General features: G+C 63.2%; 13 protein-coding genes, 1 tRNA gene, 1 rRNA gene and 2 pseudogenes. 8 read left to right on the top strand and 9 right to left on the bottom strand.

The window, feature by feature from the left end; all coding sequences use genetic code 11:
* Positions 1 to 205, top strand: a 205-nt coding sequence (locus BLQ77_RS29150; RefSeq protein WP_207545912.1) for a hypothetical protein, incomplete at its 5' end; no start/stop codon positions are given.
* 60 nt (positions 206 to 265) lie between these two features.
* Here the strand turns inward: BLQ77_RS29150 and BLQ77_RS27205 are convergent.
* The 7 genes from BLQ77_RS27205 to BLQ77_RS27175 form a co-directional block, all read right to left on the bottom strand.
* The gene (locus tag BLQ77_RS27205; protein ID WP_089964198.1) at positions 266 to 1,417 is read right to left on the bottom strand and encodes an iron-containing alcohol dehydrogenase; all 1,152 of its coding nucleotides are present in this window, start codon (positions 1,415 to 1,417) and stop codon (positions 266 to 268) included.
* 1 nt (position 1,418) lies between these two features.
* On the bottom strand, positions 1,419 to 2,150 hold the full coding sequence (locus BLQ77_RS27200; protein WP_089964197.1) for an amino acid ABC transporter ATP-binding protein: 732 nt from the start codon (positions 2,148 to 2,150) through the stop codon (positions 1,419 to 1,421).
* A gap of 18 nt (positions 2,151 to 2,168) precedes the next feature.
* Positions 2,169 to 2,864 carry an amino acid ABC transporter permease gene (locus tag BLQ77_RS27195; RefSeq protein WP_008887375.1) on the bottom strand — a complete coding sequence of 232 codons (696 nt, stop codon included), beginning with the start codon at positions 2,862 to 2,864 and terminating at the stop codon, positions 2,169 to 2,171.
* A gap of 98 nt (positions 2,865 to 2,962) precedes the next feature.
* Complete coding sequence (locus BLQ77_RS27190) at positions 2,963 to 3,796, bottom strand: transporter substrate-binding domain-containing protein (RefSeq protein ID WP_008887562.1); 834 nt, start codon at positions 3,794 to 3,796, stop codon at positions 2,963 to 2,965.
* Positions 3,797 to 3,917: 121 nt separating this feature from the next.
* Positions 3,918 to 5,393 carry an aldehyde dehydrogenase gene (locus tag BLQ77_RS27185; RefSeq protein WP_242661890.1) on the bottom strand — a complete coding sequence of 492 codons (1,476 nt, stop codon included), beginning with the start codon at positions 5,391 to 5,393 and terminating at the stop codon, positions 3,918 to 3,920.
* Entirely contained in the window at positions 5,390 to 6,202 is an 813-nt protein-coding gene (locus BLQ77_RS27180) for an alpha/beta fold hydrolase (RefSeq protein ID WP_089964196.1), read from the bottom strand. The genes BLQ77_RS27185 and BLQ77_RS27180 overlap by 4 nt, the downstream gene beginning before the upstream one ends.
* Positions 6,174 to 6,776: an amino acid synthesis family protein gene (locus BLQ77_RS27175; RefSeq protein ID WP_008887413.1), complete on the bottom strand. Its 603-nt coding sequence runs from the start codon at positions 6,774 to 6,776 to the stop codon at positions 6,174 to 6,176. The genes BLQ77_RS27180 and BLQ77_RS27175 overlap by 29 nt, the downstream gene beginning before the upstream one ends.
* Positions 6,777 to 6,882: 106 nt before the next feature.
* Here BLQ77_RS27175 and BLQ77_RS27170 point away from each other — a divergent pair, with 106 nt between their 5' ends.
* The 7 genes and pseudogenes from BLQ77_RS27170 (at position 6,883) to BLQ77_RS27145 (ending at position 13,261) form a co-directional block, all read left to right on the top strand.
* Positions 6,883 to 7,566, top strand: a complete 684-nt coding sequence (locus BLQ77_RS27170; protein ID WP_040384827.1) for a GntR family transcriptional regulator — start codon at positions 6,883 to 6,885, stop codon at positions 7,564 to 7,566.
* Between the two features lie 267 nt (positions 7,567 to 7,833).
* Positions 7,834 to 8,448, top strand: a complete 615-nt coding sequence (locus BLQ77_RS27165; RefSeq protein WP_089964200.1) for a class I SAM-dependent methyltransferase — start codon at positions 7,834 to 7,836, stop codon at positions 8,446 to 8,448.
* A 104-nt stretch (positions 8,449 to 8,552) separates the two neighbouring features.
* A pseudogene (locus tag BLQ77_RS27160) lies at positions 8,553 to 9,757 on the top strand (IS3 family transposase).
* Complete coding sequence (gene istB / locus BLQ77_RS27155; RefSeq protein WP_311135909.1) at positions 9,726 to 10,508, top strand: IS21-like element helper ATPase IstB; 783 nt, start codon at positions 9,726 to 9,728, stop codon at positions 10,506 to 10,508. Before BLQ77_RS27160 ends, istB begins: the two are co-directional and overlap by 32 nt.
* A gap of 283 nt (positions 10,509 to 10,791) precedes the next feature.
* A pseudogene (locus tag BLQ77_RS29930) lies at positions 10,792 to 10,995 on the top strand (AAA family ATPase); the annotation flags it as partial.
* Positions 10,996 to 11,033: 38 nt separating this feature from the next.
* Complete coding sequence (locus BLQ77_RS27150) at positions 11,034 to 12,080, top strand: AAA family ATPase (RefSeq protein ID WP_165617230.1); 1,047 nt, start codon at positions 11,034 to 11,036, stop codon at positions 12,078 to 12,080.
* Between the two features lie 107 nt (positions 12,081 to 12,187).
* On the top strand, positions 12,188 to 13,261 hold the full coding sequence (locus tag BLQ77_RS27145) for a recombinase family protein (RefSeq protein ID WP_311135908.1): 1,074 nt from the start codon (positions 12,188 to 12,190) through the stop codon (positions 13,259 to 13,261).
* A 254-nt stretch (positions 13,262 to 13,515) separates the two neighbouring features.
* Here BLQ77_RS27145 and BLQ77_RS27140 read toward each other — a convergent pair.
* A tRNA-Met gene (locus BLQ77_RS27140) sits at positions 13,516 to 13,592 on the bottom strand.
* 52 nt (positions 13,593 to 13,644) lie between these two features.
* Positions 13,645 to 13,759 (bottom strand): 5S ribosomal RNA (gene rrf, locus BLQ77_RS27135).
* Positions 13,760 to 13,857: the final 98 nt, after the last annotated feature.

Raw genomic sequence — 13,857 nt, 5'->3', positions numbered from 1 at the left:
GGATGAAACGCTCAAAGAACGCGCATTTCTCGTTCGACATCAGGTCTCGTGCCAAGCTGGTCTCCATCGCAGATACCAGCTTGAATCACGCTTGCCGCGCAGTGTGAATCTCTTTTGTCAACACGCCCTAGCAGTTGGCGCCTGGCCAGCGGTTCTCTGCTTCACCAGTGGTTTAAAACTGAACGTGCAAAAGCAGCCGAGCTGAGGGTCTAGGTGCTGTGTGAAGGCGGCCGGTATTCAGTGCGTATGGATCATAGACTTTTTATCAGGAGATCGCGTCATTCTTGAGGAATGTGAGGTAGAGATCGGAAATTTGGGCTTCATCGGCTCGGCGGAGATTGTTGTCTGGTGTCCCAGAAGCGATTGCCTGACGCGCCATTTCGGGGATGGCGGCTCTGAAGGTTTCCTGTGAAATCCCCAGTGACGCTAGGCTTGGTACTTCCAGGCGAGCGTTTAGGACTTTCAGCGCGTCGATCAGCGCAGCCGGGTCCTCGGCCAGACCCATCGCCTTGGCAGCGCGGCCGTAGGCTTGGGGAGCGGACACGGCGGACCACTCGGTCACCAGTGGCATGAGCATTGCATTGGACATGCCGTGGGGCACGTGGAAGGCAGCCCCGATGGGGCGGCTCATGCCGTGGATCAGCGCAGTCGAGGTATGCGAAACGGCCATGCCGGCAAGGCAGGCACCCAGTAGCATGTCGGAGCGCGCCGCATGATCCCCGGGGACGCGGGCGGCAGTTTCCAGGCTCTTGCCGATCAGCTGCATGGCCTGCGTTGCCAGCCCGTCGGAGTAAGGTGTGGCATTGCGATTGACCAGCGCTTCCAGCGCATGGGAGAGCGCATCGAGACCGCTGTCTACCGTGACCCGGTAGGGGCAGCTCAGCGTCAGCTCGACATCGAGAAGGGCCACTTTCGGTTGCAGCGAAGAACCAAGCAGCAACAGCTTTTCATGGGTCGTGGCGTCGGTGATCACCGCCGCCCGTGTCACCTCGGATCCTGTGCCGGCGGTGGTCGGCACGCAGAGGATAGGCAGCGCGGGCAGGTCAACGATGCGGGGCACCGAGAGCGCGCGGAGGCTGTCCGTCTGGACGCTGAGCAGTGCCACGGCCTTGGCGACATCCATGGCGCTGCCGCCACCGATGCCCACGACGCAATCCGCGTCGACCGAGCGGGCGATCTGGACCGCGTCCATGGCTTCGGCATCGGTCGGATCGGGTGAGAAGGCAGAGAATATCTGCGGCGTCATGCCCGCGTCGCGCAGCCCGGACAGCATCTTGTCCGCAAGACCCAATTGGTGGACGACGGGGTCGACCACCACCAGCGGGCGCTTGGCACCGAGGTCGGCGAGGATGGGGCCGGCCTCGGCGCTGATGCCGGGGGCCATTCGGACATCGCCGGTTGTCAGGATACGCATCATGTCAGTGGTCCAGGATCTTCGAGAGGAATTCGACGGCGCGCTGGCTCTTGGGGGAGGCAAAGAACTCGTCCTTGGGGGTGTCCTCGACCACCTCGCCGCCGTCCATGAAGACGACGCGGTCGGCGACCTTGCGGGCAAAGCCCATCTCGTGGGTCACGACCATCATGGTCATGCCTTCCTTGGCCAGCTCGACCATGACGTCCAGAACCTCGGTGATCATCTCGGGATCAAGGGCCGAAGTGGGCTCGTCGAAGAGCATGGCGATCGGATCCATGGCAAGGGCGCGGGCGATGGCGATACGCTGCTGCTGGCCGCCTGACAGCTGGATCGGGTACTTGCGGGCATGGTCGGACATGCCGACGCGCTCCAGCAGGGCTGCGGTCTTGGCTTCGGCCTCGGCCTGGGTGCGGCCCAGAACACGGGTCTGGCCGATGCAGATGTTCTCCGTCACCGTCATGTGCGGGAACAGGTCAAAGTGCTGGAAAACCATCCCCACATGAGAGCGCAGCTTGGGAAGATTGGTCCTTGGTCCGGTCACCTCCATGTCCTTGACGGAGATGCGACCGCCCTGGACCGGCTCCAGCCCGTTGACGCATTTGATCAGTGTGGACTTGCCCGAGCCCGAGGGGCCGCAGATCACCACCACCTCACCGGGCGAGACGGTCAGCGAGCAGGACTTGAGGACCTGGAAATTCTTGCCGTACCATTTGTCGACATCTTCGAGAACGATCATCGGTTGCATGGTCTCTCCTCAGCGTTGTTCGGCCGCATCGGCCTTGATGTCGTAGCCACGACCGAAGTGCCGTTCGATCCGGCGCTGGATCAGGTCCCAGGCGGTGGTCATCAGCAGGTAGTAGAGGGCGGCGACAACGAAGAGTTCCAGCACCATGAACTTCTCCTGGATCAGGACCTGGGTGCGGCGCAGCAGCTCTTCCATTGAGATGATGGAGGCGATGGAGGTGGTCTTGAGGCAGCCGTTCACCGAGTTGCCGAGCGGCGGGATGATGATCCGGGCGGCCTGCGGGGCTATGACGTAGCGCATCATCTGCACATCGGTCATGCCGACGGCACGGGCGGCGTTGCTCTGGCCCTTGGGAACCGAGCTGATGCCTGAACGGATGATTTCGGAGAGGTACGCGGCCTCGTTCATCACCAGGCCGATCAGGGTGGCTTCGAGCACGCTGAACTTGATGCCGATCTGGGGCAGGCCCGTGTAGATGATGATCAGCTGCACCAGCAGAGGCGTGCCGCGGATCAGCCATGTATAGAAGTAGGCGATATTGCTGAGAACCCGGAAGGGGCTCATCCTCATCAGCGCCACGACACAGCCGGCGACGACGCCAAGGGTCATTGATGCAATGGTCAGACCCAGCGTCACGGCTGCGCCTTCAAGAATGTATGTGTTGGTCAGGTACTCGAAGAACCCGTCCCAGTTCCAACCTTTCACGATCGTCTCCTCGTGAGCTGATGCGCTTGCTGCGCCGGAGAGGGCAGACGCCGCCGCAGAGGCAGCGGCGCCAATTCACATGTGTCAGAGGCGGCCGATCAGAGGCCGGGGCCCTTCAGCTCAATGCTGCCGTCACCGGCCTGTCCGACGCCGTAGCGCGCCATCAGCTCGGGCAGCCAGCCGTCGGCGTTCATCTCCTGCATGACCTTGGTCACGGGGGCGGCGATGTCGGTGCTGCCGAAGGCCAGCGAGCCAGGCGTGGCGTAGAGGCCTGCCAGAGCATGGGCGAATTCGCCGCTTTCGCTGTAGAGCTTGGCAACCGGGTCGATCGAGACAGCCGCTTCGACCTGACCGGCGCGTAGTGCCTGATAGACCGTCGCGTAGTTGTCGAAGAGTGCGATGTCGATCTGCTCAAGGCCCTTCTCGGCGAAGTCCTTGTTCAGCTCACGCATCTTGGCTTCCGCGTAGCCGCCGATGTCGGTGCTGACGCGCTTGCCGGCCAAGTCCTCGACGGTCTTGATCGAGTCGTCGCCCGTCGCGGTCGAGATCGAGATGGCGAGATTCTCGTAAGGAATCATGTACATGATCTCGAGGCGGGCCGGAGTGACAAAGAGCCCGGCATCGATCACGTCCCAGCGACCGCCCTGGAGGCCGGGCACCATGGTCGCGTATTCGGTCGAGATGAAGTCGGGCTCAAGGCAGAGACGCTTGGCGACTTCGACGCCTAGTTCGACGCGCAACCCCTTCAGCGTGCCGTCGGATTCAGCGTAGGCCATCGGCGGCAGGGTCGGACTGACCGCCATGGTCAACTTGCCTTCCTCGGTCAGCAGGGAGGCGTCGATGGTGGTTTCGCAATCCTGTGCGGCAGCGGCGGCGGCAAGGCCCATCGAGGTCAGCACGGCCAGGGCAAGGGTACGGGGAGTTCGGGTCATTGTCATATTCCTGTTGGTTTGAAGCTGGTTCTCATTCTTCTGGCGAACTCTGTTCGTTTCGGAAGGGGGTGTTTCCGGTCAGCAATCTCCTTTTCCAAGCGGTCAGACTTCTTCGGTAAGCTCAACGCATCACGAAGGGGTCGGGGATGGGGGCGTCGCTGGTGCGCAGCCAGACGGTCTTGATTTTGGTGTAGTCGAGCGCGGCAGCCAGCCCGCCCTCGCGGCCGTGTCCCGACAGGCCGTGCCCGCCAAAGGGTGCCATGGGGCTGACAGCGCGGTAGGTGTTCACCCAGACCACCCCGGCGCGGATGCCGCGGATCATGCGGTGCGCCCGCGTCAGGTCCCGCGTGAAGACGCCCGAAGCCAGGCCGTAGTCCGTGTCGTTGGCCAGGCGAAGCGCGTCGGACTCGGTGTCGAAACCCTGTGCGGACAGGACAGGAGCGAAGAATTCCTCCGTCAGGCAGGGGGCTTCGGGGGCCTCGGTGCAATCGAGGACGGTGGGCGGGAAGTAGTAGCCGGTGCCGTCGATCGGCTTGCCGCCCGTGACCAGTGTCGCCCCGGCCGCGACCGAGCGGTCACAGAGCGCTGCGGCGTTGTCGCGCTGGCGTGCGGTGCAGAGCGGTCCGACCTCGGTCGCCATGTCCTGCGGGCCGCCGATAACAATCTTCTCAGCCTTATGGCGCAGCCGGTCCAGGAACTCGGCGCGGATTGAGTTCTGCACCAGCAGCCGGGAGCCCGCAACGCAACTTTGACCGCTGGCGGCGAAGATACCCGAGATCTGAGCGTTCACGGCACTGTCCAGATCGGCATCTTCGAAGACGATGAAGGGCGATTTGCCCCCCAGCTCAAGCGAAGTCGAGGCCAGGTTCTGGGCCGAGTTGCGCAAGATTTGGCGCCCCGCCTCGGGTCCGCCGGTGAAGGCCACGTGGTCAATGTCGGGGTGACTGGTAAGAATGGCGCCGCAATCGGGGCCGAAGCCGGTGATCACGTTCAGCACGCCAGCCGGGAAGCCTGCCTGATCGAAGATCCGGGCGAATTCCAGCATCGGTGCTGGGCCATCTTCCGAGGCCTTCAACACCATGGTGCATCCTGCGGCCAGGGCGGGTCCGATCTTCACTGCCGACAGGAACAGCTGAGAGTTCCACGGCACGACAGCAGCCACGACGCCAAGTGGCTCGCGGCGCAGCCAGACCTCCATGTCAGGCTTGTCGATCGGAAGATGCGCCCCCTCGATCTTGTCGGCAAGGCCAGCATAGTAGCGGTAATACTCGGCGACATAGGCGATCTGGGCGCGAGTCTCGCGGATGATCTTGCCGGTGTCACGGGTTTCCAGCTCGGCCAGGCGGGAGGCGTTCTGTTCGATCAGATCGGCGAGGCGCAGCAGCAGCTTGCCGCGCTGTCCGGCGGTCAGCCCGGCCCATTCGGCACCATGGAAGGCGCGGCGGGCGGCGGCGACGGCCTCGTTGACCTCCGCGGCGCGGGCCTCGGGCATCCGCGCCCAGGGCTGTCCGGTCGCTGGGTCGAGGCTGTCGAAACTGGCGGCGGCATCGCGGAAGCTGCCGTCGATATAGAGCTGGAAGGCGGGCAGTGTGCTCATGAGGTGACCTCGACGGTGCTGGGGGTTTCCATCCAGTCGATCAGTGCTTGGCTGACGCGATCCGGGGCGGTCAGATTCACCATGTGGCGGTGCCCCTCGATGACCAGCGCGCGTCCCTCTGGGGCGGCATCGGCCATGGCGCGCGCCATGGCGGGGGTCGAGTTCGGATCTTGGTCGCCGGTCAGGGCAAGCAGCGGGCAGCGGATCGCGGCGAAGCGGTCGGCATAGATGTCGTCGCCGCGGGAGAAGGCACCGTAGGCGGTGGCATAGCCCCGGGGTGAGACCTCGGCCAGCCAGCCCGCGACGCTTTCGCGGGCGGTAAGGTGACCGCGGTCCTCGCCGAACCAGCGCAGCAGTGGTGCTGCGATATCGACATCACCTGCATGCAGTTCGGCGGCACGGGCCTCGACGGCGGCACGGGCCTCTGGACTGCGCCGGAAGACACCGTTCAGCAGGGCCACGCGGGCGACCTTTTCGGAGTGGGTGACGGCATAGCCGCCGGCGATCAGGGCACCCATCGAATGGCCGGCCAGGCTGACCAGGCCGAGACCCAGCGCGCCGAGCGCGCGGTCCAGCCAGGCCACGAAGTCGGGCAGTTCGGCATCGACGGCCAGCGGGCTGCTGCCGCCATGGCCGGGCATGTCCAGCGCCAGCACTCGGCAGCGCCGCGACAGGGCGGGAAACTGCGGTGCCCAGGCGGCGGACTGCATGCCAACGCCGTGTATCAGGACCAGCGGCGCGCCCTCTCCCGCCTCGCGGTAGGACAGCCGGGTGCCGTCCTCAGACAGAGGCAGGGTTTTCAAGGTCATGCCCGAGTTCCTTCAGGTCCTGGTAGCGGTCGCCGATACGGTGATGCGGGCGGCCCCCGATGGAGGCGCCGAGGGCCACGACAATCTCGTCGGGGCCGGGAGCATCTGCCACCGAAAGCTGGATGGTCAGGTAGTGGCTGCGCCGGCCGCCGTCGTTTTTGTCCATCAGCGGAATTTGCAACGATGCATTGGCCGGGCCACGGGTGTTGGTGAAGGCCAGGTAGGACTTGGCTCCGACCGCTTCGCGGTAGTGGTTGCCGAAACGCAGGGTGTGGATCAGGCCAGAGGCGTGCTCGACCTCGCCGTTGACGCCGACGATGGCCGCCTTGCCGTAGCCTTCCACCTTGTCGCCGCCCCCGGCGGCCTCAAGCACCATTTCCGTCAGCAATGCGCCAAGGCCGGGCGCAGCATCGAGAATGGCAGGCCGCAGATCTTCGACAAAACCCTGACCTGCCCATGGATTCCGGATCACCGCCACGGCGGCGATCATCTTCAGGGGCACGGGCGCGGCCTTTCCGCCTTCGATCCGTGTCGTTTCAACATGCAGCAGGGTCTTTCGGATTTCAGCAGGCATTCAGGTCTCCAGTCCATGACGAATCGGCTGTCTGTAAGATGGACTACCGTAATACAATCGTACAAACAATCTTGTTGGGAGCAGCAGAGGCTGATATCCAGTACGCATGTCAGAGATTGTGCTAAGCAGAATTGAGCAGCAGCCGACCACGCTGCGGGATGTTGTCTTGGAGAGGCTCCGGGACGCCATCATTGGTGGGGTCTTCAAGCCGGGCGACCGCCTGGTCGAAAGGGTGCTGTGCGAGCAACTTGGCGTCTCTCGTACGGTGGTGCGCGAGACATTGCGCTACCTCGATGCCGAGGGCCTGGTGACCCATGTCCCGAACCGTGGGCCGATGGTTGCGGAGATGAGTTGGGAGGATGCACAGCAGATTTACGACATCCGTCTGAAGCTTGAGACGGATGCCGCCATGGCTTGCGCACGCAACATGACGCCGGATCTGGAACGGCGGCTGAAAGTGGCCTTGGCCGATCTGCAGAGCGCCGGGCAAGATCAGGCCCCGGGCGCGCTATTCAAGGCTGCAACGAAATTCTATGCGCTGATCTTCGAGGGCGCTCAGCATAACATCGCATGGGAAATCGTGCAGAGGCTGAATGGTCGTATCTCTCGTCTGCGTATCCTGACCCTGACCAGTGACAATCGGGAAATTCCGGGGCCTGCGCATATGCAGGCGATCTGTACGGCGATTATCGGCCGCGATCCCGACGCTGCGCTCGCGGCCGTGACCGAGCACTTGCATGAGGCGAAGCTGATCGCCCGTCAGCTTCTATTGGACGATAAGTCGGTGTAATGGTGCGTGGGGCTGCCTGTCCCGAAGAAAGCCGTCGGAGGGCCATGGCCGTCGAAGCATCAGCATTGGGCCATGGACCGATCATACCATCCGCCTGTTGCGAAGGTCGGCTCCGGGTCGGGAGAGACCGCCGCCGCTGTCTGGCAGGCGCACGACCTGCTGCGTCGCGGCATGGACCGCTCCGAGGTCGAATCGGTCTTCGGTCGGCAGCCTTAGGGGATGACGTGGATTGTGATACTGTTGTCCGATGAAATCGGAGAGCGGCGCATGGCAGAAGTACAGGCTATTTCGGATCACTGGGGCAAGGGTGACGTCTTTGGTCGTATTCCGGAAGCCATGGAGCGCGCGGGGATCGACCCTGAGACCGTGACGATCGAGGAGCTAGCCCCGGTCGACCATTTCCCTGCCACGGGCTTCCCGGCGACCGTAGAACTGGCAGATGCCCTTCCGATCAAAGAGGGCGACCGGCTCGTGGATATAGGCTGCGGAATTGGTGGCCCAGCCAGATACCTGGCCAAACGATTTCGCTGTCATGTTGATGGTCTCGACATAACGGCTCCATTCGTGGACGCTGGCAACAAACTTTCTGAGCTTGTCGGGATGGAGGGCATGGTAGTGTTTCGCCACGGCGACGGTCAGAAACTCCCTTATTCCAGTGAGACATTCGACGGCGGATACACGCAGCACGTTACAATGAACGTGCCTAACCGCGACCTCTTTTTGGGAGAAGCTTTCCGGGTACTCAAGCCCGGCGCATTCTTTGCTCTTACCGAACATGGTCTGGGCGACGTCAGCGCACCGCAGATCGTAAGGAACGCTGCACGGAACATCGCGGAGCGCAGAACCCAGCCAGTTCAGATCGTCTGTTACAAGCCGAAGTAAGCGGCCAATGGCCATGTGTGAGGTGTCTGCTCGATCCGTGAGATGGTCCCCGAAAACTGGACACCCTGCTAAGCTTGCCGCCAACGAAGACGAGGAAGAACAGCGTGGCTGGCAAACGAAAGAACTACGTCGCCGAGTTCAAGGCGAAGGTGGCGCTTGAGGCTATCCGAGGTGAGTTGACGGTCGCCGAACTGGTGGCAAAGCACGGCGTGCATCAGACCCTCATCAACACCTGGAAGCGGCAGGCGCTCGAGGGCATGTCCGGAATCTTCTCCGGCAAGGCCGAGGCGAAGGCGGCCGAGAAGGAGGGCGAGATCGAGAAGCTGCACGCCAAGATTGGCCAACTCGTGGTGGAGCGGGATTTTTTAGTCAAAGCCTCCGGACGGTGAGCGTGTCCCGGAGGCGAGAGATGATCGAGCCGAAGCACCCCGTGCTGTCGATCACCCGGCAATGCGCGCTGATCGGGGTCAGCCGGTCGGCATGGTATGGCCCGGGCAAGTCCGAGAGCCCGCTGAACCTGGCGTTGATGAAGCTGATCGATGCGCAGTTCATGGAGACGCCTTTCTACGGCCGTCGCCAAATGGCGAGGCACCTGCGCAACCAGGGCTACTGCGTCGGGCGCAAGCGCATCCGGCGGCTGATGGCGAGGATGGGGCTGCGCGCTGTCTACCAGCCGCCGCGCACGACGGTGCCCCACCCGGAGCACCGCAAGTATCACTCGCCATTGTGCTTGAACCAATGGCGCAAAAGGCTCGTCTCCTCAGGGATTAGGTGATCGAGCGCCCGAACCAGGTCTGGTGCGCGGACATCACCTACATTCCCATGCGGCGCGGCTTCCTCTACCTCGTGGCGATCATGGACTGGGCGACACGCCGAGTGCTGTCCTGGCGGCTGTCAAACAGTTCGGCATGAGGCCGCCATGGGTCCGAGGCCCATGCCGGACGGACACCGAGTTCTGCATTGAAGCGCTGAGGATGCCTTTCGGCTTCACGGATGGCCCGAGATCTTCAACACGGATCAGGGCAGCCAGTTCACCAGCCCGCGCTTCACGCAGCCCTTGCTGGACGCGACGGTGAAGGTCTCCATGGACGGTCGAGGACGCTGGATGGACAACCTCATGATCGAACGGCTATGGCGGTCGCTGAAATACGAGTGCGTCTACCTCCATGCCTTCGAAACCGGGTCTGCGGCCCGGGCAGGCATCGGAAAGTGGATGACCTTCTACAACACCGAGCGCCCGCACTCGGTACTCGGCGGCAGAACACCGGTCGAGGCCCATCAGGGCCCCGGCCTCAAGGCGGCAGCATGATCACCAGGCAAGCTTAGCAGCGCCGCAAAACTGTCCGGGAAAGGGGGACCACCTCAATCTTAAACTGAGAGGCATGCGGGAAGCTCTGCGCCAGCAGGCAGAAACACCCCAACAGGCGGACATGGCCTTCGAAGACCGGCTGGCGATGCTGGTCGGTGCTGAGGAGCTTCATCGTCAGAATGCGCGGAAGGACCGACTTCTTCGCGCCGCCAAGTTGCGGGTACAGGCCCATCCGGAGGAGTTGACCTATGGAAGCGACAGGAACCTGGACAAGTCGCTCACGACACGCTTGTTGAGCTGTGACTGGATTGGCAGGCACCAGAATGTGTTGATCACTGGCAAAAGCGGAACGGGGAAAACCTGGCTTGGGTGTTGCTTGGGGATGCAGGCCGTGCGGAACGGCATCAGCGTATCGTACCGGATGGTGTCCCGCCTTCTGGAGGAATTCGAAATTGCGCACATTGAGGGCACGACGGCAAAGCTGCGCGCGCAGTATAAACGAGCTGACCTCCTCATCCTCGATGACTTTGGCGTTAGCAAGCTCAAGGCCATGGGCAAGCACGATCTTCTGGAGCTTCTGGATGATCGTATCGGTGAACGCGCGACCATCGTTTGCGGCCAGCTGCCAGTCGAAAACTGGCATGCCTTCATTGATAACCCGACGATCGCGGATGCGATCCTTGATCGACTGACCAGCGCCGCGCATCGCATTGAACTATCAGGCCCATCCTTGCGACGAAAGGCAATCTGACTCCTTTGTCGGTTAGTGTCAGTGCGGGTGAACAGGGCTGTCGCTTTTGATTGCCCGCATATGAAGACACGCCCTGATTGCGCATGTCGGTTTAGGTGACCACCAGCACCGAAGCCCACTACCGCCCTTTGGTCCCCCTATCCGTCCGCTTCTGCCGAGCGATGCGGCCTTGGCAGACCTCGACCCGCTCAGCCTCTTCACGGCTCTGCGAGAGCCCGATGCCGCAGCAGTGGCGCGGGCGCTAGCAAAGTTTCAAGCACCGGACGACACCGGCTCAGGTGACATGGCGCTGGCGCAGATCGGCGGCGATACAGCGGCTCACCGGGCAGCCACAGATCTCGTGGCGGACCTGACCCCATGGCGCCGCTGCGAAGCGCAATGGAGCGAGATCAATTCATCCCTTCTTCTCCACGGCGAAGCCGGGAGCGGCAAGAGCGTGCTGGCTCGCGCCATTGCCGCCTCGGCCGGCGTCCCGCTCGTCGAAGGATCCTTCGGAACGTGCAAAGTGCGGGCCACCTTGGCGACATGCTGCGCGAGATGCGCCGGACTTTTGCTGCAGCAGCAGCGAAGCGGCCCGCCGTGTTGTTCATCGAGGAGATCGACGCAACCGGTTCGCGCGAAAGCCAGGACAGGCATTCCGCGAACTATCGCAGGCAGGTCATCAACCAATTTCTGCAAGAGATCGACGCGCTCCGGCGCAGCGAAGGCGTTCTGTTGATCGGTGCGACGAACCACCGGGATGCCCTGGATCCGGCATTTCTCAGACCCGGCCGGTTTGATCTGCATCACACCCTGACGCGCCCGACGCAAGCCCAGATCCGGCACATGCTGCAACTGTCCTTGCCAGAGATGGAGGAGACAGAACTTGTCACGCTCGCGCAGGCCTATGCGGGCGAGACGCCAGCGATGATTGATGCGACATTGCGCGCGGCAAAAGCGCGGGCGCTGCGGTCGCGCCAGCCGCTGACCGTCTTGACGCTGATGGCGGATCGTCCACCAGCACCCGAGGGCTTTGATCGCCGGATCGCGATCCATGAGTGCGGACACGCCATTGTCGCGACACTCCTGCGCGCGGGACCTGTCCGCCGGATGCCGCTGTCCCGCGACGGCGGATCCACGTCCCGCGGCTCCGCAATCCACGAGGGCACGCCCCTTGAGTTCGAGCATGAACTTACGATCATTATGGGCGGGCGTGCTGCCGAGCGCCTGGCTCGCGGCTCGATCAGCGCGGGCACAGGCGGCAGCGTCGAAAGCGATCTTGCACAAGCCTCTGCGCTCCAGTTGCAGTTTGACCGGGAGTTCGGGCTCGGCGTCAACGGCAACGGCTGGCTTGGCCCGGCGAACATGCAGCGCTTGGTCCCGGATGATGCCGACCGTCTTCGCGTCAAACTCGACCAGTTCGAGCGCCGCGCGCGCGCCCTGCTCGCCCCGCATCGCGATCTGCTCGAGAGGTTGGCCGCACATCTCGTCGAGCACCGCGAACTTCAGGAGGCCGATCTTCGTCCCTGGCTCTCGGGACTGCAGCCGGTGGACCTCGCAGAGGCAGACCTGAACGGAGCTCCATCCAAGTAGGAGCATGGACAGGGGAGCGCGTCCTCCTGGCGCGCTCCCCTGTTCCAGCGGCGATCACATCGCCCGGAGCGCCGTTTTGCCATAAAGGAATTCGCAAAGTCGCAGCGATGGCGCAGGGCGCGCCCCCGGTTTGCGCAAAGGATATTCGCAAACTTCGCCTCGTGCGGCCATCATCGCCCACGGGCATGCGCAATGGCAGGGGCTCCGAGATCCAGGTGGCACAAAATCAAATCGCAAACATCGGGCAAAGGTCGCCCCATCCTGCATCAAATCCGCCCGTGCCTGCCGCATTATGGAGAACTCCCTTCAGGAAATATCTTGACCAACCGAACCCGCGCGCTGCCCGGGCGTCTAGTCTCGCCACCACGCTGCCCCCGCATGTCTCGCCCCTGAGTTTTCCACATAATCCCGACCAAACGCCCCTCGTCGCCCTCTCGTGGCAGGCGACCCTGCCCGTGCGCCCGCGATATGATGATGACAACAGCAACCGGGGCAGGTCCCGGACAGTTCATCACCATCATGCACCTCCCGCAGCACTTACCGGCGGGGGATCGGGAGAACTCGGCCAATGGCACGGGAACGGGCAAGACACGCAGATCCAGAGGAGACGCCGTCCGCAGCGGCGCCCCTGGAACCTACGTCGTCTCGTACCGACGTTTGCGAACCGCCAGAGCCGTTTCATCCCGCGCTGCGCCATCTCGTCCGTTTGCTCGCACAGCAGGCCGTGCGCGAGGAGATGGCAGCCTCCGACCCAAAGGAGACCAGATGCACCTGTCCGCGCCGCCATCTACGCGCGCTACTCGAGCGACCTGCAATCTGCCGCGTCGATCACGGACCAGGTCCGCGTGGGCCGGTCGCTCTGCGCCGATCGCGGCTGGCGAGTGGTGGAAGTTTTCACGGATGAAGCCATGAGCGGCGCCTCGCACCTCCGCCCCGGTTTCCAGGCGATGCAGCAAGCCGCGATGAATGGCCAGTTCGACATCATCGTCGCGGAGGCGCTCGACCGTCTGTCGCGCGATCAGGAACATATCGCGGCCCTGCACAAGCGCATGAGCTTCCTCGATGTGTCGGTCGTAACCAAGGCCGAGGGCGAGATCAACGAAATGCACATCGGCCTCGGCGGCACGATGTCGGCCCTCTGGCAACCCAGGTTGCGGAGGCGCCGGAGCCGGCCGTCCTGAGGGTGAACCCGAGCCTCGGCGATCTCTACCGTCAGAAGATCGGCGATCTAGTCAATGCCTGTCAGACCCCGCAGTTCGGATCCCGGCCGCCGAGGCGATGCGCAGCCTGATCTCCGAGATCCGGATGGTTCCAGCAGCGGACGCGCCCGATGGCCACAGGATCGAGCTCAGCGGCGATCTGGCGGGTATTCTGGCGTTGGGGGATGCGGATACGACGAAGCCCCCGCGGATGGCGAGGGCTTTGTCGGAAACGATGGTTGCGGGAGTAGGATTTGAACCTACGACCTTCAGGTTATGAGCCTGACGAGCTACCGGGCTGCTCCATCCCGCGACAGGGTGGTTTGGTATGTGTCGTTTAGAGAGATACGGGTGGTTTTTGCTAGGTTTGGCGGTGACCTACTCTCCCACGTCTTGAGACGCAGTACCATCGGCGCGACGGCACTTAACGGCCGGGTTCGGAATGGATCCGGGTGTTTTGCTCGCGCTATGACCACCAAACCAAGGAAAAACCACCGCTGCGCGGTGGCTTTTCGTTGGTTTGGTCAGCGGGATGTAGCGTTTCGCGAAGCGACAACGCGGGTCCCGCACCTCTCCAT

The sequence above is a fragment of the Salipiger thiooxidans genome, from assembly GCF_900102075.1.
GTDB lineage: Bacteria > Pseudomonadota > Alphaproteobacteria > Rhodobacterales > Rhodobacteraceae > Salipiger > Salipiger thiooxidans.
Note: the sequence above shows the minus strand (reverse complement) of the source record. Positions and strands in the feature narration are given on the sequence as shown.

Excerpts from the sequence above, each read along its gene's own strand:
- BLQ77_RS27175 (WP_008887413.1), bottom strand. The coding sequence starts at position 6,776 with ATGCCTGCTGAAATCCGAAAGACCCTGCTGCATGTTGAAACGACACGG.
- BLQ77_RS27170 (WP_040384827.1), top strand. The coding sequence starts at position 6,883 with ATGTCAGAGATTGTGCTAAGCAGAATTGAGCAGCAGCCGACCACGCTG.
- BLQ77_RS27190 (WP_008887562.1), bottom strand. The coding sequence starts at position 3,796 with ATGACCCGAACTCCCCGTACCCTTGCCCTGGCCGTGCTGACCTCGATG.
- BLQ77_RS27180 (WP_089964196.1), bottom strand. The coding sequence starts at position 6,202 with ATGACCTTGAAAACCCTGCCTCTGTCTGAGGACGGCACCCGGCTGTCC.
- BLQ77_RS27145 (WP_311135908.1), top strand. The coding sequence starts at position 12,188 with ATGGCGCAGGGCGCGCCCCCGGTTTGCGCAAAGGATATTCGCAAACTT.
- BLQ77_RS27200 (WP_089964197.1), bottom strand. The coding sequence starts at position 2,150 with ATGATCGTTCTCGAAGATGTCGACAAATGGTACGGCAAGAATTTCCAG.
- BLQ77_RS27205 (WP_089964198.1), bottom strand. The coding sequence starts at position 1,417 with ATGATGCGTATCCTGACAACCGGCGATGTCCGAATGGCCCCCGGCATC.
- BLQ77_RS27165 (WP_089964200.1), top strand. The coding sequence starts at position 7,834 with ATGGCAGAAGTACAGGCTATTTCGGATCACTGGGGCAAGGGTGACGTC.
- BLQ77_RS27185 (WP_242661890.1), bottom strand. The coding sequence starts at position 5,393 with ATGAGCACACTGCCCGCCTTCCAGCTCTATATCGACGGCAGCTTCCGC.
- BLQ77_RS27150 (WP_165617230.1), top strand. The coding sequence starts at position 11,034 with ATGCTGCGCGAGATGCGCCGGACTTTTGCTGCAGCAGCAGCGAAGCGG.